Source organism: Exiguobacterium sp. SL-9, from assembly GCF_004336985.1.
Lineage (GTDB): Bacteria > Bacillota > Bacilli > Exiguobacteriales > Exiguobacteriaceae > Exiguobacterium.
This window is the reverse complement of record NZ_SJUO01000003.1, coordinates 240304-261782: the sequence shown is the minus strand read 5'-3', so window position 1 is coordinate 261782 and position 21479 is coordinate 240304. Positions and strand designations below refer to the sequence as shown.

The following is a 21479-nucleotide window of genomic DNA, read 5'->3' as shown; positions in this document are numbered from 1 at the left end:
TCAGCCTCGTTCAGGATAGAGCGGGAACTTCGCCGTCAACGTGCGCACGGCTTCGTGCGCTTCGGCGAGTACCGCCTCATCTTCATGGTTCGTCAAGACACGTCCGATCAGGCGAGCGACTTCACGCATGTCATCTTCTTTCAATCCGCGTGTCGTCATCGCTGCCGTCCCGAGTCGAATCCCGCTCGTGACGAACGGTGATGCCGGATCGAATGGAATCGTATTTTTGTTGACCGTGATACCGGCCGCGTCGAGCGCGTGCTCAGCCGCTTTCCCGGTAATGTCGATGCCGCGGAGGTCAACGAGGAGAAGGTGGTTATCCGTACCGCCCGATACGATGCGGAGCCCTTCCTCTTCTAGCCCTTGCGCGAGCACTTGTGCGTTCTTGATGACTTGTGCCTGATAATCTTTGAACTCAGGTTGAAGCGCTTCTCCGAACGCCACTGCCTTCGCAGCGATGACGTGCATGAGCGGACCGCCTTGAATCCCTGGGAAAATCGACTTATCGATCGCCTTGGCGAACTCTTCTTTACAGAGAATCATGCCGCCGCGTGGACCGCGAAGCGTCTTGTGCGTCGTCGTCGTCACGAAATGCGCGTGCTCGACCGGGTTCGGGTGAAGCCCGGCCGCGACGAGACCGGCGATGTGGGCCATGTCGACCATGAGGTAGGCACCGACGCTATCAGCGATTTCACGGAACTTAGCGAAATCGATCGTCCGTGGGTACGCCGAAGCACCCGCGACGATGAGTTTTGGTTTATGTTCTTTCGCGAGGGCAGCGACAACGTCGTAATCGATATGTTCTGTCTCTTTGTCCACACCGTATTCGACGAAGTTGTATTGAACGCCTGAGAAGTTGACCGGACTTCCGTGCGTCAAATGACCACCGTGTGACAAGTTCATGCCGAGCACCGTGTCACCAGCTTCAAGGACTGTAAAGTAGACGGCCATGTTCGCTTGGGCACCCGAGTGCGGTTGGACGTTGGCGTGTTCTGCACCGAACAGCTCTTTCGCGCGGTCGCGGGCCAAGTTCTCGGCCACGTCGACAAACTCACACCCACCGTAGTAACGGCGACCTGGATAACCTTCTGCATACTTGTTTGTGAGCACGCCGCCTTGCGCTTCCATGACTGCTTCTGAGACAAAATTCTCCGAGGCAATGAGTTCGATGTTCTCGCGTTGACGTCCAAGCTCGTGTTGCATTGCTTCAAACAATTCCGCATCCTGCACTTTCAACTTCGTCGTGTTTACCATGTTGAAACCCCCTCTGAATGTCTAAAAATCAACACCCCCATCGTAACATATGCTTCTTTTTTTGGGTATCGTCTAATCAGAGGTCAAGTTGGGTATCATAATGAAGAAGACGATTAGAGGAGGATTTGTATGATTGAGACAAAACAGATCACAATTACCCCGTTTGAACGCGAGCGGACGGTTCGGATTTATACACCAGTGGATTACGACACGACGGACAAACGTTATCCCGTGCTCTATATGCATGACGGACAGAACGTGTTCGCTGACGAGGACGCGAGCTACAAGATGAGCTGGCGCGCCGGCGAGTATTTGGATGCTTCGAAACGTGACTTGATTATCGTCGGCATTGACAGCGCCCCAGGCGAGATGCGGCTCGACGAATACGGCCCGTGGGAAAACCCGTACATCGGCGAGAGCCTGCTCGGCCAAGACGTAGCGCTCGGTGGCCAAGGATCGGCTTATATCGAATATATCGCCCAAGAGTTGAAGCCGATGATTGATGCGGACTATCGGACGAATCCGGACGAGACGGCGATGATGGGCAGCTCGATGGGGGGCTTAATCTCGATTTACGCCGCTTGCGTCTATCCCGACGTCTTCAAACGCGTCGCTTCGTTGTCCTCAGCGTTCTGGTTCAACCAGACCGAGCTCGAGCAGTTGATCGAGTCAAGCGATTTGAGTGGTGTCGAACGTCTGTATATGGATGTCGGCCGCAAAGAAGTCGAGCAACCGACCGCGGACGGACCGACGAACGAGATGTATCTCGAGTCGAGCGAACGCGTCTATGCGCTCCTCCGTGACAAAGTCGACCACATCCGCTTCGAGGTCATCGAGGAAGGCGTGCATAACGAGCTCGCTTGGCGTGAACGGTTCCCGATGGTCCTTTCCTACTTGTTCAGTGAAGAGTTATAACATACAAAAAAGCCGGTCCTCACGACCGGCTTTCGTTATTTCGCTGGATAGTGGGCCCGGGGGCCGCCAATCAGTTTCGGCCGCGTGACGGCGAACGTGACATACGCCTCGCCGAGCTGCTTCGCCGACAATCGGACCGGGATCGCGACCGGTTTCAAGTGCATGCCGATCAGCGTCGACCCGATATCGATGCCGGCATCTGCTTGAATCGATTCGACGACGCACGGAGCCTCGAAGCTCTCATACGCCTTCTCGGCCATCGCCCCGCCCGCTGCGCGGACCGGCACGACCGTCACTTCCGTCAAACCGAACTGTTTTTGCGTCCGGCGCTCGACCGTGAGCGCTCGATTGATATGTTCACACCCTTGGAAGGCAAGATGGACACCGGTCTTGTCGCGAAACGTCAGAAACGCTTCGATGAAGTCCGATGCCACATCAATCGACCCGGCTTTCCCGATCGTCTTCCCGACGACCTCACTCGTCGAACAACCGATGACGAGAATCTTTTCCTCATCTAACGGAAACCGTTCATGCAACTCCGTCAATAAGTTCAAAAGCTCCGCCTTCATCGCCGTCACTTCGTTTCGTAAGCGCTCATCTTGTCGACACGGTTCGAGTGGCGTCCGCCCTCGAAGTCTGTATCGAGCCATGTCGCCACTAAATCGAGTGCAAGTCCCGGTCCGATGACGCGCTCGCCCATCGTCATGATGTTCGAGTCGTTGTGTTGACGCGTCGCTTTCGCGCTGAACGAGTCGTGCACGAGTGCCGCCCGGATGCCTTTCACTTTGTTGGCAGCGATGCCGATGCCAATCCCAGTCCCGCAAATCAAGATGCCACGGTCGAACTCGCCGGCTGCGACAGCTTCAGCGACCGGAATGGCCACGTCTGGGTAATCGATCGACTCGGCCGAGTGTGTCCCGAAGTCCTTATACTCATGACCGAGCTCTTCCAATAGTCCGATGATGTCTTTCTTCAAGTTGAATCCGCCATGATCGGCGCCAATTGCGATTTTCATTCGTTCATTCCCCCGTCTTCTTTGGTAGGCGTCTCGGTGGTTTCGTCACCTTTGACCCGTCATTCGTCAATTTTAGCACAAGTCGGTTCACGAGTGGTTCGAGTTCATTTCGAACTTGGCGATAGACGTTCATCGACCCTCCGAACGGATCGTTGATATCACGCTCGAGTCCCGTGACGAACTCATATAACGTGAACGTACGGTCAGCCAAATCCGGATTCGTGTCCCGAATCTGTTCACGATGCGCCCGCGTCATCGTCAAGATGACGTCCGCCCAACGTCCGAGGACGTCGTCGAATGTCTGCGTCACATGATCGAGCTCAATCCCTCGTTCACGCAACACTTGGAGTGCATTTTCTGATGCGTCGAACCCTTGCATCGTCCGAAGACCGGCCGAACGAATATCAAACTCGTCCCCCGTCACCTTCGAGCGAAGCAGGGCCATCGCCATCGGGCTTCGGCATGTGTTGCCACTACATATGAATAATACGCGTTTCATTGACATCGCGTGATCCTCCTCTATGTCCTTAAGCCTCTTCCTGTGGACGGATGACTTTACCACCTGCCGCCTTGTAGAGGCGGTTATAGACGGCAAGAGCGACTCCCGTCGGTTCAATCCGATTCACGTAAATCTCTTCCACATCCGTCTCATCAAACTTTCGCAACGCCTCATACAAACGCCGGGCCGCTGTCTCCATCGAAATCCCGAGAGAGAGGGTGACGTCAGCCGGGGTCGTCGCTTCATCGAATACGAGTGCGCCAACTCGCTTGCCCGCCGCCTGCCGTGTCGCAATGACACGGATGAGGTCGTCGCGTCCTCCTTCAACTAAATAAAGAGGTGCGCTCGGAGCGTAGTGGGTGTACTTCATTCCTGGTGATCGTGGCGCAGCTGATTCATCGCTCAAGTTGGCATCGAGAATGACCGGGCCGATGACCGACTCAATCGCTTCTTTCGTCACGCCGCCCGGACGTAAAATCGTCGCCGGTTCCGTCGTGCAGTCGATCACGGTCGACTCGACACCGATGCCTGTCGGTCCCCCATCCATAATACCCGCGATCCGACCGGTCAAATCATCTGCCACGTGCCGGGCCGACGTCGGGGATGGACGTCCCGAACGGTTCGCACTTGGTGCTGCCAGTCCAAGACCGGACGTGCGGATCAAATCGAGTGCGGCCGGGTGATCCGGCATCCGCAATCCAATCGAATCAAGACCAGCTGTCACAAGTGACGACGCCCGACCGTTCGACGGTAAGATGATGGTCAAGGCACCGGGCCAAAACGCGTCCATCAAGCGTCTCGCGACCGGCGGGATGGTTTGCGCGAAATGCTCGGCCTGTTCGACCGAGGCCACATGGACGATGAGCGGGTTGTCAGACGGTCTGCCTTTCGCCTCAAAAATCTTTTTGATAGCGACATCGTTCGTCGCATCTCCAGCGAGTCCGTAGACGGTTTCCGTCGGCATGGCGATCACCTCGCCCGTCCGCAAGAGACGTACCCCTTCCTCAACTTCTGTCGGCTTGATCCATTTCGTTTCCATGCGCAATCCCTTCCCTCACGGCGTAGACGATTCGGTCTTTGCCGTTTATATCTTTTAAAATACCCGTTTCTGCTTCAGGATAACGTTCGGACAGGTACGATTTCACAACTTGTCCTTGATTATACCCGATTTCAAATGCAATCAATTGCCAATCGGCACACAAGACGCGCATCGAGTCGGCGATTATTTTTCGATAAAACTCGAGTCCGTCCGCTCCTCCGAACAAAGCAAGGTGAGGTTCATAGCTCGCGACCGTCTCATCGAGCAGTTCATCCGCCTCGATATAAGGCGGATTCGAGACGAGGACGCGAATCGAATGATCGGCAAGCGGGGTGAGGCAGTCTCCTTCATGGAAGGACACATCGGCCCCGAGTGATGCTGCGTTTCGTTTCGCGACAGCGATCGCTTCCCGGGAAATATCGACCGTTTGGACGCGGACGCCGAGTTCGAGACTGAGCGTGACGGCGATCGCGCCGCTTCCCGTCCCGATATCGACGATGTCATCATCGGCCACGTCTTGCACATGCTTGACGACCCATTCAATCAATTCTTCCGTCTCCGGGCGCGGAATCAAGACGTCACGATTGACCTCGAACATCCGTCCGAAAAACGGGGCGTGACCGATCAAGTGTTGCACCGGTTCGCCCGCAATCAGACGCTCGAACCCTGCTTCAAACGATGCTTCTTCTTCCGGTGTCAATTCGTCTGACAAACGGATGAGCAGTCCTGTCCGGTCGACGTCGAGGACGTGCATGAGCCACCACTCTGCTGTCGAGGCGTCACGATTCATCGCCAACAGATCCCGTTCCGCTTGTTTCAGCTTCGCCGCGATCCGCATCAATCGACATCCTCCATCAGACGGGCCTGTTCGTCCATGACAAGGGCGTCGATGATATCTTCAAGTTCCCCGGCGAGGACACGGTCGAGCTTTTGAAGTGTCAGTCCGATACGGTGATCGGTCACACGGCTCTGTGGGAAATTATACGTCCGAATCCGCTCCGAACGGTCACCCGTTCCGACGGCAGATTTCCGTTGTGCCGACAGTTCTTCGAGGTGCTCGCTCTGCATCTTGTCATAGAGACGGGCCCGGAGTACTTTGAGCGCTTTATCTTTGTTTTTATGCTGTGACTTCTCATCCTGACACGAGACGACGAGCCCCGATGGGATGTGCGTCAAGCGCACGGCCGATTGGGTCGTGTTGACTGACTGACCTCCCGGACCAGAGGATGTGAACGTATCGACGCGAACGTCTTTCATATCGATGTGTACTTCGACGTCTTCCGCTTCCGGCAACACCGCGACGGTCGCCGTCGACGTGTGGATGCGTCCGCCCGACTCGGTCGACGGGACGCGTTGAACCCGGTGCGCCCCATTCTCGAACTTCAGTTTCGAGTAGGCGCCGGTCCCGTTGATCAGGAACGTCACTTCTTTGAAACCGCCAAGTTCTGTGTAGTTGGCGTCAATCAATTCGGCTTTCCAGTTCTGACGTTCGGCGAACCGTGTGTACATCTTGTACAAGTCGCCCGCGAACAGGGCCGCCTCGTCCCCGCCGGCCGCCCCGCGAATCTCGACGATGACGTTCTTGTCGTCGTTCGGGTCTTTCGGCAATAAAAGTACACGCAGTTTCGCCTCGAGCGCCTTCACTTCAGGCTCGAGGAGCGTCATCTCTTCTTTGGCGAGCTCGCGCATGTCGGCATCGAGCGTGCGGTCCTCAAGCATGAGTTTCGCTTCTTTATACGCCGTGCTCGTCTCTTTATAGTGGCGGTACGCCTGTACCGTCTCCTCGAGTTGCGATTGTTCTTTTGAATATTGTCGTAATTTATTCGCATCGCTGAGCACTTCTGGGTCAGCGAGCATCTCATTTAATTGCATATAGCGTTCTTCTAATACGCTCAAACGGTCAAACATGATGATCCGTCCTTTCTCCGTCAAATCGAACTGTCTTCATTATAGCAAAAAACGAACCGCCGGGGCGGTCCGTTGACGTCAGTCGGCCACTGTATGGCGGACCGGGCGTGGTTTATTCGGGACGTCATGGCAATGGCGGCAACGCGGTTCGTATGACTCCGAGGCGCCGACCAAGATAACCGGGTCCTCAAAGCGAGCCGGTTCTCCGTCAATCAATCGTTGCGTCCGCGAAGCCGGCGCTCCGCATGATAGGCAAATCGCCTGCAACTTCGTGACGAACTCCGCACGCGACAACAGTTCTGGCATCATCGTGAACGGCTCACCTCGGAAGTCCATATCGAGTCCGGCGCAGATGACACGTTTGTCTTCTGACGCCAATTGCTCAATCACATCGACGATTCCTTCGTCGAAAAATTGAACCTCATCGATGGCGATGACTTGCGTCTCTTCACGCACCGCATCGTACAAATCTTGACTCGATTGAATCGGCACGGCCACGACCGAGTTGCCGCTATGTGAGACGACATTCTCTTCGTGGTACCGGTCGTCGATCGCTGGTTTGAACACTTGGACAGGGATTTTACCGTAATGCGCCCGACGGACACGGCGGATGAGTTCCTCCGACTTCCCAGAAAACATACTCCCACAAATCACTTCAATCCAACCGTAACGGTTCGTCACATGCATCATTCTACTTCGCCCTCTCCTTCGTTAATCGCTTTCCGATTATAACCATCTTTCGGTCACAGGAAAAGGGTTGACTTCTAACAAAAATCGGAACGGCATGCTACCGTCCCGATTTTGCTTCATTCGTCTGCCGCTTCTTCTTTTTTATAATCGATCAACTGCAATTTTCGAGCGAGCGGACGAATCGTCAATCCGTGCAATGTCACGGAAATAAAGACGAGCCCGATCGTGAGCGGTAGCATTTGCGACGCGTCAGCAATACCAAGATGCGCCACTTCCTCTGCGAAGAAACCGGCGACCGTCATCGCGACAATTCCACGCGGTGCAATCCATCCGATGAAGCCGCGCTCACTGAGCGGAAGGCCGACCCCCATCGTCGATCCGTAAATCGCGAGCGGACGGACGAGAAACAAAATACCGGCAATTGTCAGCAGGAGCGGCCATTGGAAGATGTTGAGCAGTTCATCGCGTGATAACGACGCCGTCAACAAGATAAACACCGATGAGATGAGCAAGATCGAGATGTCTTCTTTAAATGATTGTAACTCCTCGATGATCTCCTCATCACGATGTTTCGTATTCGCCATCGTCATCCCCATCGCTGTCACGGCGAGCAGACCGACTTCATGCATCATAAATTCACTCAATGAAAACAAAATCAAGACGGCCGTCAACGTGACCGAGGCCCGGAGATAACGAGGGATTTTCTCACCGACAAACCAACCCATCAACACGTGCCCGAACAAGTAACCGAGACCGATGCCGACGAGACAAGCGCCCGCGAACAATAATTGCATCCATAAGTCCATTCCTTCGTAAACGATATAGCCAAGGCGGATGACGAACAAACCGAGGAGGGCACCGACCGGGTCGACGATGATCCCTTCCCATTTCAAAATGGCACCGACGCGATCTTTCAAATGCGCCTGGCGTAACAACGGGATGACGACCGTCGGACCAGTGACGACGAACAACGCCCCCATCGTCCAAGCCACGACCCAATGCAGGCCCCCGACGTATTGAATCAACAGTGAGGCCCCGACGAACGACAACGTCACGCCAATCGTCACGATACGGACGATGGACCGGCGAAATTGATTGATTTCACTAAAGTGGAGGCCGAGGCTTCCCTCGAACAAAATAATGGCGACCGCAAACGAAATGATTGGACTATACAGTTCACCGAGCAGCTCGCGCGGGTCGAACAATCCAAAAATCGGTCCGGCCAATATACCTGCGACCGTCATGACGATGATGGCCGGGATTTGATAGCGCCAGGCTAACCATTGCGACAATATGCCGACCCCGATCAATAAACTGATACTAATCAGCACGAATTCCATAAAAGCCCCCTCACGTCAGTCTTTCGTCTATTTACCCATCAGAAGACAATAAAAAACCGCCAAGGGCAATCCCTAGGCGGTGTGCATACAAGTTGACGATTAACGTTGGTACTTCTTGTTGAAGCGCTCGATACGACCGTCTGCAGATGCGAATTTCTGGCGACCTGTGTAGAACGGGTGCGAGTCAGAAGATACATCGACACGGATGAGTGGGTATTCGTTACCATCTTCCATCGTGATTGTCTCGTTAGAGTAACGAGTCGAACCAGAGATGAATTTGAACTCAGTCGTCGAGTCCATGAATACGACTTTACGGTATTCTGGGTGGATTCCTTGTTTCATTGCTTTTCAACTCCTTCGGCCCTAAGTATTCTTTCAACCTAGAGAAAGTTCACTAGAATATAATAGCACCCGGTTCACGGATTTACAAGTCCGTTTTCGTTTTTTTCACTGGCCGGCGACTCTTTTTCTTATCGGCCTCGAGCGCCGCAAAAAAGTCGAGGTTCGTTTTCGTTTCGCGGACCCGGCGCAAGAACTGATCGACGAAGTCTGGTGACTCGTTCATCGTGCGACGAATTGTCCAAAGCGAGTCGAGTTCGCCTTTGCCGAGCAGCAATTCTTCTTTGCGCGTTCCCGAACGACGGATGTCGATGGCCGGGAAGATTCGGCGTTCCGCGAGTTTCCGGTCGAGGTGGAGCTCCATGTTCCCCGTCCCTTTGAACTCTTCATAGATGACGTCGTCCATACGTGACCCCGTGTCGACGAGCGCCGTACCGAGGATCGTCAAACTGCCGCCGTCCTCGATGTTACGGGCCGCCCCAAAGAACTTCTTCGGTTTATGGAACGCGGCCGGATCAATCCCGCCGGAGAGCGTTCGACCACTTGGCGGGACAGACAAGTTGTACGCTCGCGTCAGACGGGTGATCGAGTCGAGCAAGATGACGACGTCCTTCTTATGTTCGACGAGCCGCATCGCCCGCTCTAAGACGAGTTCCGAAATCCGGGCATGGTTTTCCGGTGTCTCGTCAAACGTCGAGTAGGCGACGTCTGCGCCCGGCACTGAGCGCTGGATGTCCGTCACTTCTTCTGGCCGTTCGTCAATCAAGAGAATGATCAACTCGACGTTCGGATGGTTCGTCGTGATCGAGTTGGCGATCTCTTTTAAAAGCGATGTCTTCCCGGCTTTCGGCGGGGCGACAATCAACCCACGCTGTCCAAATCCGACAGGCGCGATCATGTCCATGACGCGGACCGACAAATGGTTCGGCTCTGTCTCGAGCACCATCTGCTGTTCCGGATAAATCGGCGTGAGCGCCGGGAAGTAATCCCGATTCCGGGTCGAGTCGGTCGTCTCACCGTTTACCGCCTCGACACTGAGCAGCCCTTGGAACCGTTCGTTCTCTTTCGGTTTCCGGACTTTCCCCGTCACGAGGTCACCGTTGCGAAGATTAAAGCGCCGGATTTGCGAGGCGGCGATGTAGATATCTTCAGACGATTGAGAGTAGTTGATCGGTCGGAGGAAACCGAAGCCGCCATCGTTTTGGGATTGTGGATTCGGCGGGATAATCTCAAGGATGCCTTCGAGGAAATAAAGATCTTTCGATTCAGCCTGTGATTTTAAAATCCGAAACATGAGCTCGCGCTTGCGTGCCTCTCGATATTGGGGCACGTTCACTTCTTTCGCGATCTCATATAATTCTTTCAACGTCTTCGTCTCGAGTTCCCGAAGCGTGTAATTTTTAGCCGGTTCTGTCGTTTGACTCATTCAAGTCACCTGTCTTTCATGATTCTATATTTAAAAAGTAAACGTTCAGTCCTCATTCATCTAATCACAATTTGATCGAACCGTCACTGTTTGAAAAACGGCTTTATGTCAGTCTATTCCCCTGTTATTGAAAACATAACAGCCTTTCCCCTTCCTATGTAACAAACAAGTCTCTATTCTCGCATATTGTTTCAAATATATTACAAGAAAACTGTTTTTGTCTTGTGATTGAAAAATGCCATCGGTCTTGCGCATGATATAGTTTATTTGCACAGGAAACCGGGTAACATACGCAACTTGTGCTCTAAACTTGTTTACACACATCGACCATATACAGCCACTTAGGGTTTTATTTTAAAAAACGGAGGGAAAACAATATGTTAAAGCGTTTCGCATCTATCATTGTCGCTGCCACTCTCGCTTTCTCGGGTCTTGCTTTCACAACAGGTGAACAAGCAGAAGCTGCTAGCGGAAAGTTCGCTTACTCGAAAGTTAACGGTTTGAACATTCGCACAGCACCGTCGCTCACATCGAAAGTTTCAGCAAAAATGAACAAAGGCCAACGCTATACATACCTCGGTAAAGTTGGTTCGTTCTACAAAATCAACTATAAAGGGACTCACCGTTATATCTCAGCTTCATCGACGTATACGTACTTGAAAGCGACGAGCTCGAAGACAACGACTGCCAAAAAAGTAACAACGTCTTCTTCAAGCGCCCGTTCAAAATTGGTTGCTGAGTCGAAGAAGTACCTCGGTACACCTTACCGTTACGGCGGAACGACAACTGCTGGATTTGACTGCTCAGGTTACACAGGTCACGTTTACAAGAAAGCCATCAACAAATCGATTCCACGTGATTCTCGCTCGCAATACGCAAACTCGAAAAAAGTTTCGAAGTCAGCGATTCAAGCCGGTGATCTCGTGTTCTTCTCACACAACGGTCGCACAATCCAACACGTTGGAATGGCACTTAGCAAAACGCAAATGATCAACTCTGAAACAGGCGGTGTTAAATACGCCAGCTTCACATCAGGTTACTGGGCACCACGTTATGTCGGTGCAGGCACGTACCTCTAATTCAAATGATCAAACGACCCGGTTCATTGGAACCGGGTCGTTTTTTTCGTCTCGACGTTTCGTAACACCGTGTCCGTGCTCGTCAACACCGAGAACGTCCCATCCGTCTCCAAGACGACGGCCTCGACTTGATTGAAATCCGTACCGCTCGATCGAATCGCCTGCAACACTTCGATCTCGAGCACCCGTTCACGGCGCATCGTCTCCTCTAAATAAGCACCGTCATAGTAAAGCAGTGCCGGCGTCGACTTGATCAGTTGATTCACCCGTTTTGACCGGGTCGCCAACTTGGCCATGACGTATTGCATGAACACGAGTGTCGCAAACGCGGTCAGTCCGTTCAATAACGGCGTCTGTCGACTCGTCAGTGTCGTGGCCAAAATCGATCCGAGCGCGACGGTGACGATAAAATCGAAAGCGTTCATTTTAGCGAGTGTCCGTTTACCGGAGACTCGCAAGATGAGGATGATCGCCAAGTAGGCACCTACCCCGGTCAGTATGATTTGTATCATTGTTCTCAGTTGATCCATCGTCTCCCTCCTTCTCTACTGCTGTTCCACGAAGCGCATCGATTCAATCCCTGTTCATCTTCCGTTCATCTGGCTTCGTTACGATAAAGCCATCACCTTGAAGGAGTTGTTTTACACCATGGAAAACGTTTGGAGTCTTCGTTTGATTCGCCTCGCCGCCTTGTTTGGTGTCATCGGGACGGCGATCGGTTCGCATATGTCCGGGGCCGGCAGTTATGCCTTTCGTCCGATCCATGCCCATATCTTGCTCGCCGGTTGGTTATCGGTCTTCGCCTGGGGCGTGTTCTATCGTGTCTATTCGGTCCGAAACCAACTGCTCGTCACGATTCACGGATGGACGGCCGTCATCGGATCAATCGGATTGACGAGCGGCATGTGGTTCTATACGATGAACCCGTTCCAATGGAATGAGACCGTCACCCTCGTCTACTTCATCATCGGGGGCACGGTCTCCTTAATCAGTTTTGTTCTCTTTTTGATTGTCACGTTTATGATCGACCAGGACGAGCGGGTATGATTCCCGCTCGTCATTTTTGTTTCAAGGCACCGCGCGCGTTCGTCGCCGCAAACACGACCATGATGACGCTCATTGCCCCGGCGACAGCGAGTCCGGCCGATAACGCGCTCCAGTCGATCGTCGGTTGTGTCAAGACGGCACGCATCCCTTCAAAGATGTACGTCGTCGGATTAAACGTCGCCGCCACTTTGAGCCATTCCGCCTCAATCAACTCTTTCGGGACGAACGTCGTCGACAAGAAGATGAGCGGGAAGAACAAAAGTGTCCCGGCTTGGGCGGCCTGAGCGTTCCGTGTCTTCAAGGCGACGCCGACCGAGTAGCCGGCAAAACCGAGGCCGAATCCGATGGCGAGCAATACCGTGAACAAGAAACCAGGCAGGCCGACCGGGATCGACAAACCGAGCAAGAACGCCACCCCGAAGATGAGGAGTGTCTGGACGAGCAGTTGTAGCATCCCGGCAATCATCGGGCCGAGCACGATCGCCGTCCGCGTCGCCGGAGTCAGAAGCAAGCGGGCGAAATAGCCGCTCTCGATATCACGTACGAGCGCCTGCCCCGTCCCACCGGCCCCACCGACCGCCCCAGAAACGATTGAGACGGGTAAGATGAAGTTCAAATAGGCGGTCCCGTCAAACTGCGGGAGTGAGGCGACGCTCGACAGACCGCTCGTGTACACGAGCAGGAAGAAGACAGAGATAATCAAGTTCGGGATGAATGAAAACGGATTACGAATCGTCGTGATGAGACTCCGTTTCGTGAAGAGCCATGTCTCAGTCCACATCCGGCACACCTCCTTCGTATGATTCGCCGGTCACTTTTAAAAATACGTCATCGAGCGACGGTTGCTTCACGGTAAGACGTTCTGGTTGAAGTCCCTGTTCATCGAGTCGACGGACGATATCCATTAACGTATAGTCGTGCAGTTCGAAGCCAACCTCGAGGCCTGAAGCCGTGTGACCGAACAGACCCGCGGCCGCCGTCGCCTCTTGCGAACTATGAAACATCATCGAAATCGTCTCGCCGCCGACGAGACGCTTCAGCTCTTCCGCCGTCCCTTCACTGACGAGTTTCCCGTGGTGGATGATGGCAATGCGATCGGCCAGTTCATCCGCTTCTTCTAAGTATTGGGTCGTCAGAAAAATCGTCGTGCCGAACTCTTCGTTCAGTCGTCTCACTTCATTCCATATTTCAATGCGACTCGCAGGATCAAGCCCGGTCGTCGGTTCGTCTAAAAACAAGACGGTCGGTCGATGAACGAGTGTGAGCGCTAAATCGAGCCGGCGCCGCATCCCACCCGAATACGTCCCGCTTCTCCGGTCGGCCGCTTCAGTCAACGAAACGACACGGAGCAATTCTTCGGCGCGTGTTTCCGCCTCTTGTTTCGTCATTTTGAATAACCGGCCTTGCAGGACGAGCAGTTCCCTCCCGGTCAATACTTTGTCGATCCCGGTCTCCTGCAGAGCGACACCGATTGACAGTCGGACGTCTTTTTCTTGTTTCACGACATCAAATCCATTTACCCGCGCCTTCCCTTCGGTCGGTCGGACGAGCGTCGTCAACATTTGAACGGTCGTCGACTTCCCGGCCCCGTTCGGTCCAAGGAACGCAAAAATCTCGCCTTCCTGTACCGAAAATGAGATGCCATCGACGGCTGGGACATCCCCGAACGTTTTGACGAGCGATTCCACTTCAATCATCACACACACCTGCTACTAAAAACATATACAAACGTGTTCAACGTTTTGTTTTAGATGGTTTCCTGCTTCGACCTATGTCTCGCATGAGCGAGTTGTGTCCATAGTCCACAGGCGTGAATTCCGATGTAGCCCACCGTATAAGATCTAAAACTTATATGTTGTGTTGTATTATCAGCAGTTACGCTCCCTTTTTTACACCAACACAGTGTAGTCTTTTGCGTTCTTCAAATTGATGCTCGCGTTCCAATCCCTATCCAAACTCATCCCGCAATGTTCACAATCATACGTTCTCACATGTAAGAGCATCTTCTTCCTCTCTCCACAGCACGAACAAATCTGACTGGATGGATAGAACCGGTCCACGCGCCTCAGTTCGATTTCGCATTCGGCACACTTGACCTTCAGCCAGTCGGTGAAATACCCGATCCCGATCTGCTGGAACGCGTTCGAGAGGGTTCGATTCTTCATCATGCCCTTCACATGGAGATGTTCGATCGTGATGAACTGTGGATTCTTCTTCACGATTTTGAGAACGGTCTTTCGCTTGAGGTCCGTCTTGATGTTTCGGATGCGTCGATGCAACCGTTGGACGATTACCTTCTGCTTTTGAAAATTGGCAGAACCTTTTACACGCCGGGCCAGCTTCCGTTGTTGATGCTTCAGACTTTTTGTCAGCTTGGCGAGTTGGTTGGATCTGCTGACGTTCGCCACGTGCTCGCCATCGGACGTATACAGAAACATCTTGATTCCCATGTCGATGCCGATACCTTCGGATGGTCCTGACTTTTTCTTGCAAGCCTCCTGCTCCTCGACCAGTACAGACACGAAGTATCGGTCGCCCTCGCGAGAGACGGTGGCGCTCCTCACACCGGCAGAGGGGATGTATCCTTTCTCTTTCAGCCTTACCTTGCCCAACTTGGGCAGTTGGATGAGATGACGCTTCACATGGATCGTCCCGATCAGGTAGAACGAACCGTAGTCGCTCTTTCTCTTGAAACACGGGAAGGATGCCAGCTTCTTGAAGAACTTCTTATATGCCGTCTCCGCGTTCATGATCGCCTGTTTGACAGCTTTACTCGGGACCTCCTTTATCCACGCGAACTCTTCTCGTCTAGCGTGTTCGTTGTTCAACCACTTGGAGAAGTCGTAGCCTGAGAGGAACGAAGAGTCGGCTTTATACGCCTCTTTGTTCTTTTGCAGATAGAGGTTGTAGACATACCGGCAAGTCCCAATCGTCTTATGGATCATCACTGCCTGCTCGTCGCTCGGCCTGATTTCCGTCCTGTATGCTTTCAACAACCTCCTCATCTCCCTCTATCTTATTTTTGTACTTACGAAGGCCATAAATCCTGCAAGGGAACACATGTATGGTGGAAATCAAGTCTTGGACGAGCTCTTCTTGAGAAGACAGGTCTTCATTGTGGACGACGATCAATTCGGCCCAGTTCTTCTCGAACAATGACTCGAACCAGTCAAAACCGAATCGGATGAATCGGTTTTTGTGCGTCACATACACTTGAGAGATTTCCCCAACCATCACCTCGTCCAACAGAATGTTCCACCTCTTACGCTTGTAATTCAATCCGCTGCCGACATCCTTGATCACTTCGCCGGGGATGGCGCCTCTTGCGTTCAAGAAGTTTCGAAGGAAGTCGACCTGTCAACTTAACAAATTACTATTGAAACCTCCTGTCTTCCCATTCCCGTTCTAGCCGCATATTAAATATGTAAGAACACATCAAAAAAGCTGTGGACGTCATGTCCACAGCTCGAGAGAATCAAGGTTTCATTACCATTTTCGGTTTTTTCTTCAATGAGTGGATGCCTTCGACAAAGCGAACCGTCCCTGACTTGGCACGCATGACGACCGAGTGCGTCTGACCGCCCTGTCCGGTGAACTGGACGCCGCGGAGAAGCTCCCCGTCCGTCACGCCCGTCGCGGCAAAGATGCAGTCTTCGCCTTTGACGAGATCGTCTAGCAATAAAATCCGTCCCGTATCGGCGATGCCCATGTCTTGGCAACGCTTCTCTTGGGCTTCGTCTTCAGGCAACAGACGACCTTGGAAGTCACCACCGAGACATTTCATGGCGACGGCTGCGATGACGCCTTCCGGTGCACCGCCCGAGCCGAGCAATAAGTCGACGCCCGTTTTCGGGAACGCCGTATTGATGGCCGCAGCCACGTCTCCGTCTGGAATTAACTTGATGCGGGCACCTGTCGCCCGGACACGTTGAATCATCTCTTCGTGACGGTCACGATGTAAAATCGTGACGACGACGTCTTCGACGTTCTTGTTCTTCGCCTTGGCGACGATGGCGATATTCTCTTCAATCGAATTGTCGAGACTGATCAATCCGGCCGCTTCCGGACCGACGGCAATCTTGTCCATATACATGTCCGGCGCGTGCAATAAATCTCCAGCATCGGCGACGGCAAGAACGGCGAGCGCTCCCCACGTACCCGTCGCGACGATGCTCGTCCCTTCGAGCGGATCGACGGCGACGTCGAGGCGTGAGCCGTAGCCGTTCCCGACCTTCTCCCCGATATAGAGCATCGGTGCCTCATCCATCTCACCTTCTCCGATGACGACGACCCCTTTCATCGGGATCGTATCGAACACTTCACGCATCGCGGTCGTCGCCGCGTCGTCCGCTTCTTCTTTCAAGCCTTTACCCATCCAACGAGCCGAAGATAGCGCTGCCGCTTCTGTGACTCGGACCAACTCCATTGATAAACTACGTTCCACCCGAATTCTCCCCTTTGTTACTCGGACGCCTCATCGACCCAGACGAGAGCGCCGAGTTGTTTTAGTTTGCCAACGAAATCAACATATGAATCGTTCAATTTTTCTGCGTGAATCACTGTCGATTCACCGCTTGCCTGAAGTCCTGCCAAGACGAGTGCCGCCCCGCTCCGTGCGTCTGCGCATTCCATTTCCGCATTGGCCAGTGTCGTGCCGCCACGGATGACGGCCGAAGCGTCCTCGAGCGTGATTTGTGCGTTCATACGCCGCATCTCCGCAATATGGCGGAAACGTTGGGCGTACAGCTTGTCCGTGACGATACTCGTCCCATCCGCTTTCAACAACGCGGCCGACATGATCGGCTGCAGGTCGGTCGGGTACCCCGAATAGTGGAAGACACGAATATCGATCGGATGAAAAGCGTTCGCCCGCACCGTGACCGATTCTTCGTCCACTTCGACTTCAGCTCCGTAATCCATCAGTTTTTGAATGACACCTTCTAAATGGGTCGGAATGACGTTCCGAACCGTCACTTCGCCCGCGACCGCGCCATAAATCATGAACGTCCCGGCCTCTAAGCGGTCAGGGATGAGTGTATGTGTACAACCGTGGAGTTTATCGACCCCTTTAATACGAATCTCGTCGGTACCCGCCCCGATGACGTGGGCCCCCATCGAAGTGAGCATCGTCGCGACATCGACAATTTCCGGATCGATGGCCGCGTTCTCGATGACGGTCGTCCCGTCAGCGAGCACGGCCGCGAGCATTGCGCTCACCGTCGCCCCGAATGAACGGAGATCGAGATAAATCCGATTCCCATCCAACTTTTCAGCGTTCACATGATACAGTCCCGACTCGTTCTCGACTTTAATCCCAAGACGTTCGAGTGCTTTCAAATGTAAATCGATCGGTCGTGGACCAATCGCATATCCACCGGGAAGCCCGACGGCCCCTTTCCCAAAACGAGCCGCAAACACCCCAAGCAAATAGACAGCGGCTCGGACTTTACGCGTTTCTGAGCCGAGTAGTGGCATGGCGACAGCGTCTTTCGCATGAAGCGTCATCCGCTCCCCGTCTCGTTCAATCGCGACTCCGAGTTCTTGTAATAGACTGAGCATCACTTCGACGTCCTCGATCACGGGGACGTTCTCAATCGTCACCGGTTCTTCCGTCAAAAGTGCTGCGACGAGACAAGGTAATGCGCTTTGTTTGGCCCCGCTAATGTCAACTGTTCCTTCAAGTTTTTGCTGTCCTACGATATGGAGAATTTCCACGATGATCAAACCTTTCTGCGACAAACTTATTTGGATTGAGCGTTGTTCCAATCCGCTAAGAATTGCTCGATCCCTTTGTCAGTGAGCGGATGTTTCATCATCTGTTCGATGACTTTATATGGTACCGTGGCGATGTCGGCTCCAAGAAGGGCCGCCTTCGTCGCGTGGACCGGATGGCGAACGGAAGCTGCGATGATTTCTGTCTCGATGCCATGGATGGCAAAGATATTGGCAATCGTCTCGATGAGGTCGAGACCATCTTGACCGATATCATCCAAACGACCGATGAATGGCGAGACGTATGACGCGCCGGCCCGAGCCGCGAGTAGCGCTTGGTTGGCGTTAAAGATGAGCGTCACGTTCGTCTTGATGCCGAGCTGTGAAAACGTATTGACCGCTTCCATCCCTGCTGGCGTCATCGGTACCTTGACAGTAATATTCGGCGCGATGGCCGCAAGTTCCTTTCCTTCTTCCACCATACCCGCTGCGTCGAGCGCAATAACTTCCGCGCTGACCGAGAGATCCCCGACGATCTCACAGATTTCGCGTAGCCGTGTATGGAAATCGACGCCTTCTTTGGCGACGAGTGATGGATTCGTCGTCACGCCCCCGATGACGCCCATCTGATGAGCTTTCTTGATGTCTTCCACGTTTGCCGTGTCAATGAAAAAACGCATGTCCAATTCCTCCTCGAATGGTGTTGTGATCGCTTACACTTCTTATTATGAGGAAAGTGTCGTGGAATTGCTACACCCTTTGCATCAGAGCGGCGATGGCGAACATCGAACCGATGAGCGCTCCATAAAAAAAGCCGGTTCTCACAGGGAGAACCGACTGATGTGACAGGATTATGCTTGGTTGCTTGAACCGAACTCACGCATTTTGCCAGTAACGACGTTGTAGATCGCTTCGACACCAGGGCCGATGACTTTACGTGGGTCATATACTTTCGAGTCCGTGTTGAGCTTCTCACGTACGGCACGAGTCCATTCTTGTTGGCACTCTGTGTTAACGTTGATTTTGCTGTGTCCGAGCTCGATTGCTTTTTTGATCTGGTGCTCAGGGATACCTGAACCGCCGTGAAGAACGAGTGGAGTTTTTGTCGCTTCCGCGATTTCTTCCATCTCTTTGAAGCCGAGTTTAGGCTCGCCTTGGTATTCTCCGTGTACAGAACCGAGTGCTGCCGCAAGAGCGTCAACTTTCGCTTCTTTCACGACGCGTACGCACTCGTCGAGGTCAGCGTATTGTACGCCGCCAACTACGCCGTCTTCTTCGCCGCCGACTGTGCCGACTTCCGCTTCAACCGAAGCGCCTTTAGCGTGTGCGTATTCAACGACTTGTTTCGTCATTTCGATGTTCTCTTCGATCGGGTGGTGTGAACCGTCGATCATAACAGACGTGAAACCAGCGTCGATCGCTGCTTTACACTTGTCGAAAGATGAACCGTGGTCGAGGTGGATTGCAACTGGAACAGTGATGTTGTAGTCGTGCATGAGACCTTCAGTCATTTTAACAACTGTTGTGAAGCCACCCATGTACTTCGCTGCACCTTCTGATACACCGAGGATAACTGGTGATTTCTCGTCTTCCGCAGCGCGAAGAATCGCTTGCGTCCACTCGAGGTTGTTGATGTTGAATTGGCCGACTGCATACTTGCCTTCAAATGCTTTGTTAAGCATTTCTGTCATTGATACTAATGGCATAATGACATCCTCCTGTCTGTTCGCTATTGTGCACTTTGGGAAAAATGCCCCCGTGCAATTCGTTCCCATTATAACACACGTCGAAACGTGTGCCTATGCTATTCGGGCATAGAAATGGCTCTGCGCAAGCGTTTACATATGTCATCTTCGTGACGAATTACGTGATTTTCAGGACTTCCTTCACTTTTTCAATCATACCGTAAATATCAAACGGCTTCTCAAATTGCGCAGCAATGCCTAGCCGTTGCACTTCTTCGAGCGTCGATTTCTCTCCGAACGCGGTCATAATCATGACCGGGGTATCGATGTCTTGTTGGCGCATGTTGCGGAGCACTTCATGGCCGAACATGCGCGGCATGTTCATATCGAGCAATACTAAATCATATCCGTTCTGTTCGAGTTTTTCCCAGGCACTCAGTCCGTCGTTCGCCGTGTCGACCTCGATGCCGAGGTTTTGGAACACTTGCGCCAACATCAACCGGATCCCGTCTTGATCGTCTGCGATTAACATCCGTGACATCCATCTACCTTCTCTCCATAGTTTGCAATACTCTTACCATACCAAATCCACTTTCATTTGGCGACGCGACTATTTTGAAATCAAGGCAACGGGATGGATACCGGTTCGTCGGTCTGTTCGTCCTTCAACTGGGCTGGCACTTCGGATTCCACTACCGACTCGTAGGCGGTCACTTTCCCCTCGTCTTTGATATACACTTTTAGGAAATCACCTTCAGCCAATCGCGTCGGCGCCCGGAGCGTGATCGGACGTTTCTTCCCTTCTTCGTCATAACCGATCATCTCATACGTGTATGTCGTCCCTTGATCGGTGACGTTTCTGCTCGGCACTTTCGTATAGTAGATATCGGCAAACAGACGATCTGTGTCGACTAGTAGCCCGCCGAGCAATAAGATGAGGACGACACCACTAATCTTAACTATTCGCTTCATCGAATAACCTCCGCCTCCCTTATTTCCATCTTTTTCAATACCATTGTGTCCCCATTTCTAAACACATGATGCACTGGTATACTAAAGACATGAAGCGAATGGGAGTTACATTATGAAACAATATTTGTTATACGTGTTGTTCGTCTTGACGATTGGAAGTATGGTCGCACTCAGCGCCTCGTTATTTGGCGACGATAACGACCTGAACGCCTTTTATGAAGAGGATATCCCTCTTGCCGCCTCAATCGATACCGAATTAGGGGACTTTGCGGATACGTTCGCTGTTCTATCCGAGACGTTCGATGAGCCGATTCGAGAATCTGACATTTCTCAGATGGAACGACTTGCGGCAGACCCGACACTCGACGAAGCGATGCCCCACCCGCTCGGAACAATTAACGTCATCTTCGAGGCGCGGCCGACAACGTTGACGGTCGAGGCAGAAGTATACCGAGAGGACGGGACATATCTCATCCTTTATTTTTCGGGCGATGAGGACGTCGTCGAGGCACTCGACGAACGCATCATGGCGTATTATGACGAATTAGGCATATGAAAA

General features: G+C 52.8%; 25 protein-coding genes and 1 pseudogene. 4 read left to right on the top strand and 22 right to left on the bottom strand.

What is annotated here, in order from left to right; all coding sequences use genetic code 11:
- Nucleotides 1-1254, bottom strand: a complete 1254-nt coding sequence (glyA, locus tag EVJ34_RS09955; RefSeq protein ID WP_131436405.1) for a serine hydroxymethyltransferase — start codon at nt 1252-1254, stop codon at nt 1-3.
- 129 nt (nt 1255-1383) lie between these two features.
- Between glyA and EVJ34_RS09950 the strand changes: the two genes are divergently transcribed.
- Nucleotides 1384-2169 (top strand): alpha/beta hydrolase, encoded by a 786-nt coding sequence (locus EVJ34_RS09950; protein WP_131485478.1) that lies wholly within the window; start codon nt 1384-1386, stop codon nt 2167-2169.
- Nucleotides 2170-2204: 35 nt separating this feature from the next.
- Here the strand turns inward: EVJ34_RS09950 and EVJ34_RS09945 are convergent, their stop codons facing one another.
- From EVJ34_RS09945 to rho, 10 genes are all read right to left on the bottom strand, one after another.
- Nucleotides 2205-2747 (bottom strand): TIGR01440 family protein, encoded by a 543-nt coding sequence (locus EVJ34_RS09945; protein ID WP_131485637.1) that lies wholly within the window; start codon nt 2745-2747, stop codon nt 2205-2207.
- Nucleotides 2744-3184, bottom strand: a complete 441-nt coding sequence (rpiB, locus tag EVJ34_RS09940) for a ribose 5-phosphate isomerase B (RefSeq protein WP_021066115.1) — start codon at nt 3182-3184, stop codon at nt 2744-2746. Before rpiB ends, EVJ34_RS09945 begins: the two co-directional genes overlap by 4 nt.
- 4 nt (nt 3185-3188) lie before the next feature.
- Entirely contained in the window at nt 3189-3689 is a 501-nt protein-coding gene (locus EVJ34_RS09935; protein WP_131436411.1) for a low molecular weight protein arginine phosphatase, read from the bottom strand.
- Between the two features lie 22 nt (nt 3690-3711).
- On the bottom strand, nt 3712-4722 hold the full coding sequence (locus EVJ34_RS09930; RefSeq protein ID WP_131485477.1) for an L-threonylcarbamoyladenylate synthase: 1011 nt from the start codon (nt 4720-4722) through the stop codon (nt 3712-3714).
- Nucleotides 4688-5560 carry a peptide chain release factor N(5)-glutamine methyltransferase gene (gene prmC / locus EVJ34_RS09925; protein ID WP_131485636.1) on the bottom strand — a complete coding sequence of 291 codons (873 nt, stop codon included), beginning with the start codon at nt 5558-5560 and terminating at the stop codon, nt 4688-4690. Before prmC ends, EVJ34_RS09930 begins: the two co-directional genes overlap by 35 nt.
- Complete coding sequence (gene prfA / locus EVJ34_RS09920) at nt 5560-6630, bottom strand: peptide chain release factor 1 (RefSeq protein ID WP_114165369.1); 1071 nt, start codon at nt 6628-6630, stop codon at nt 5560-5562. Before prfA ends, prmC begins: the two co-directional genes overlap by 1 nt.
- Nucleotides 6631-6708: 78 nt before the next feature.
- Nucleotides 6709-7320: a thymidine kinase gene (locus EVJ34_RS09915; RefSeq protein ID WP_021066110.1), complete on the bottom strand. Its 612-nt coding sequence runs from the start codon at nt 7318-7320 to the stop codon at nt 6709-6711.
- Between the two features lie 116 nt (nt 7321-7436).
- Nucleotides 7437-8660 carry a cation:proton antiporter gene (locus tag EVJ34_RS09910; protein ID WP_131485476.1) on the bottom strand — a complete coding sequence of 408 codons (1224 nt, stop codon included), beginning with the start codon at nt 8658-8660 and terminating at the stop codon, nt 7437-7439.
- Between the two features lie 99 nt (nt 8661-8759).
- Nucleotides 8760-9002 (bottom strand): type B 50S ribosomal protein L31, encoded by a 243-nt coding sequence (locus EVJ34_RS09905; RefSeq protein ID WP_021066109.1) that lies wholly within the window; start codon nt 9000-9002, stop codon nt 8760-8762.
- Nucleotides 9003-9084: 82 nt separating this feature from the next.
- Entirely contained in the window at nt 9085-10425 is a 1341-nt protein-coding gene (gene rho, locus EVJ34_RS09900) for a transcription termination factor Rho (RefSeq protein WP_021066108.1), read from the bottom strand.
- 377 nt (nt 10426-10802) lie between these two features.
- Between rho and EVJ34_RS09895 the strand changes: the two genes are divergently transcribed.
- Nucleotides 10803-11504: a C40 family peptidase gene (locus tag EVJ34_RS09895; RefSeq protein ID WP_131436418.1), complete on the top strand. Its 702-nt coding sequence runs from the start codon at nt 10803-10805 to the stop codon at nt 11502-11504.
- Nucleotides 11505-11527: 23 nt separating this feature from the next.
- On the opposite strand, the gene EVJ34_RS09890 is transcribed toward EVJ34_RS09895, so the two are convergent.
- A complete protein-coding gene (locus EVJ34_RS09890) occupies nt 11528-12034 on the bottom strand; it encodes a DUF421 domain-containing protein (protein ID WP_131436420.1) in 507 nt (168 codons plus the stop codon).
- Nucleotides 12035-12152: 118 nt separating this feature from the next.
- Here EVJ34_RS09890 and EVJ34_RS09885 point away from each other — a divergent pair, with 118 nt between their 5' ends.
- A complete protein-coding gene (locus tag EVJ34_RS09885) occupies nt 12153-12551 on the top strand; it encodes a hypothetical protein (RefSeq protein WP_131436422.1) in 399 nt (132 codons plus the stop codon).
- Between the two features lie 10 nt (nt 12552-12561).
- On the opposite strand, the gene EVJ34_RS09880 is transcribed toward EVJ34_RS09885, so the two are convergent.
- From EVJ34_RS09880 to EVJ34_RS09835, 10 genes and pseudogenes are all read right to left on the bottom strand, one after another.
- Nucleotides 12562-13332, bottom strand: a complete 771-nt coding sequence (locus EVJ34_RS09880; protein ID WP_131485475.1) for an ABC transporter permease — start codon at nt 13330-13332, stop codon at nt 12562-12564.
- The gene (locus EVJ34_RS09875) at nt 13322-14248 is read right to left on the bottom strand and encodes an ATP-binding cassette domain-containing protein (protein WP_131438195.1); all 927 of its coding nucleotides are present in this window, start codon (nt 14246-14248) and stop codon (nt 13322-13324) included. The genes EVJ34_RS09880 and EVJ34_RS09875 overlap by 11 nt, the downstream gene beginning before the upstream one ends.
- A 192-nt stretch (nt 14249-14440) precedes the next feature.
- Nucleotides 14441-15556: an RNA-guided endonuclease InsQ/TnpB family protein gene (locus tag EVJ34_RS09870; RefSeq protein ID WP_131485474.1), complete on the bottom strand. Its 1116-nt coding sequence runs from the start codon at nt 15554-15556 to the stop codon at nt 14441-14443.
- A pseudogene (locus EVJ34_RS09865) lies at nt 15486-15908 on the bottom strand (IS607 family transposase); the annotation flags it as partial. The gene EVJ34_RS09870 and the pseudogene EVJ34_RS09865, both read right to left, overlap by 71 nt.
- 118 nt (nt 15909-16026) lie before the next feature.
- A complete protein-coding gene (gene glpX / locus EVJ34_RS09860; RefSeq protein WP_029594665.1) occupies nt 16027-16995 on the bottom strand; it encodes a class II fructose-bisphosphatase in 969 nt (322 codons plus the stop codon).
- Between the two features lie 17 nt (nt 16996-17012).
- Nucleotides 17013-18266 carry a UDP-N-acetylglucosamine 1-carboxyvinyltransferase gene (gene murA / locus EVJ34_RS09855; protein WP_131485473.1) on the bottom strand — a complete coding sequence of 418 codons (1254 nt, stop codon included), beginning with the start codon at nt 18264-18266 and terminating at the stop codon, nt 17013-17015.
- Nucleotides 18267-18292: 26 nt separating this feature from the next.
- Complete coding sequence (gene fsa / locus EVJ34_RS09850) at nt 18293-18943, bottom strand: fructose-6-phosphate aldolase (protein WP_131438187.1); 651 nt, start codon at nt 18941-18943, stop codon at nt 18293-18295.
- 171 nt (nt 18944-19114) lie between these two features.
- A complete protein-coding gene (fba, locus tag EVJ34_RS09845; protein ID WP_021066099.1) occupies nt 19115-19969 on the bottom strand; it encodes a class II fructose-1,6-bisphosphate aldolase in 855 nt (284 codons plus the stop codon).
- Nucleotides 19970-20126: 157 nt separating this feature from the next.
- Nucleotides 20127-20489: a response regulator gene (locus EVJ34_RS09840; protein ID WP_236634648.1), complete on the bottom strand. Its 363-nt coding sequence runs from the start codon at nt 20487-20489 to the stop codon at nt 20127-20129.
- 80 nt (nt 20490-20569) lie between these two features.
- The gene (locus EVJ34_RS09835; RefSeq protein WP_131438185.1) at nt 20570-20920 is read right to left on the bottom strand and encodes a YxeA family protein; all 351 of its coding nucleotides are present in this window, start codon (nt 20918-20920) and stop codon (nt 20570-20572) included.
- A gap of 112 nt (nt 20921-21032) precedes the next feature.
- Between EVJ34_RS09835 and EVJ34_RS09830 the strand changes: the two genes are divergently transcribed.
- Nucleotides 21033-21476, top strand: a complete 444-nt coding sequence (locus EVJ34_RS09830; RefSeq protein ID WP_131485472.1) for a hypothetical protein — start codon at nt 21033-21035, stop codon at nt 21474-21476.
- The last annotated feature ends 3 nt before the right edge of the window (nt 21477-21479 follow it).

Bases quoted from the DNA above. Each gene is read 5' to 3' on its own strand.
- glyA (WP_131436405.1), bottom strand. From the start codon at position 1,254: ATGGTAAACACGACGAAGTTGAAAGTGCAGGATGCGGAATTGTTTGAA.
- EVJ34_RS09950 (WP_131485478.1), top strand. From the start codon at position 1,384: ATGATTGAGACAAAACAGATCACAATTACCCCGTTTGAACGCGAGCGG.
- rpiB (WP_021066115.1), bottom strand. From the start codon at position 3,184: ATGAAAATCGCAATTGGCGCCGATCATGGCGGATTCAACTTGAAGAAA.
- EVJ34_RS09935 (WP_131436411.1), bottom strand. From the start codon at position 3,689: ATGTCAATGAAACGCGTATTATTCATATGTAGTGGCAACACATGCCGA.
- EVJ34_RS09930 (WP_131485477.1), bottom strand. From the start codon at position 4,722: ATGGAAACGAAATGGATCAAGCCGACAGAAGTTGAGGAAGGGGTACGT.
- prmC (WP_131485636.1), bottom strand. From the start codon at position 5,560: ATGCGGATCGCGGCGAAGCTGAAACAAGCGGAACGGGATCTGTTGGCG.
- prfA (WP_114165369.1), bottom strand. From the start codon at position 6,630: ATGTTTGACCGTTTGAGCGTATTAGAAGAACGCTATATGCAATTAAAT.
- EVJ34_RS09915 (WP_021066110.1), bottom strand. From the start codon at position 7,320: ATGATGCATGTGACGAACCGTTACGGTTGGATTGAAGTGATTTGTGGG.
- EVJ34_RS09910 (WP_131485476.1), bottom strand. From the start codon at position 8,660: ATGGAATTCGTGCTGATTAGTATCAGTTTATTGATCGGGGTCGGCATA.
- EVJ34_RS09905 (WP_021066109.1), bottom strand. From the start codon at position 9,002: ATGAAACAAGGAATCCACCCAGAATACCGTAAAGTCGTATTCATGGAC.
- rho (WP_021066108.1), bottom strand. From the start codon at position 10,425: ATGAGTCAAACGACAGAACCGGCTAAAAATTACACGCTTCGGGAACTC.
- EVJ34_RS09895 (WP_131436418.1), top strand. From the start codon at position 10,803: ATGTTAAAGCGTTTCGCATCTATCATTGTCGCTGCCACTCTCGCTTTC.
- EVJ34_RS09890 (WP_131436420.1), bottom strand. From the start codon at position 12,034: ATGGATCAACTGAGAACAATGATACAAATCATACTGACCGGGGTAGGT.
- EVJ34_RS09885 (WP_131436422.1), top strand. From the start codon at position 12,153: ATGGAAAACGTTTGGAGTCTTCGTTTGATTCGCCTCGCCGCCTTGTTT.
- EVJ34_RS09880 (WP_131485475.1), bottom strand. From the start codon at position 13,332: ATGTGGACTGAGACATGGCTCTTCACGAAACGGAGTCTCATCACGACG.
- EVJ34_RS09875 (WP_131438195.1), bottom strand. From the start codon at position 14,248: ATGATTGAAGTGGAATCGCTCGTCAAAACGTTCGGGGATGTCCCAGCC.
- EVJ34_RS09870 (WP_131485474.1), bottom strand. From the start codon at position 15,556: ATGAGGAGGTTGTTGAAAGCATACAGGACGGAAATCAGGCCGAGCGAC.
- fsa (WP_131438187.1), bottom strand. From the start codon at position 18,943: ATGCGTTTTTTCATTGACACGGCAAACGTGGAAGACATCAAGAAAGCT.
- fba (WP_021066099.1), bottom strand. From the start codon at position 19,969: ATGCCATTAGTATCAATGACAGAAATGCTTAACAAAGCATTTGAAGGC.
- EVJ34_RS09840 (WP_236634648.1), bottom strand. From the start codon at position 20,489: ATGTCACGGATGTTAATCGCAGACGATCAAGACGGGATCCGGTTGATG.
- EVJ34_RS09835 (WP_131438185.1), bottom strand. From the start codon at position 20,920: ATGAAGCGAATAGTTAAGATTAGTGGTGTCGTCCTCATCTTATTGCTC.
- EVJ34_RS09830 (WP_131485472.1), top strand. From the start codon at position 21,033: ATGAAACAATATTTGTTATACGTGTTGTTCGTCTTGACGATTGGAAGT.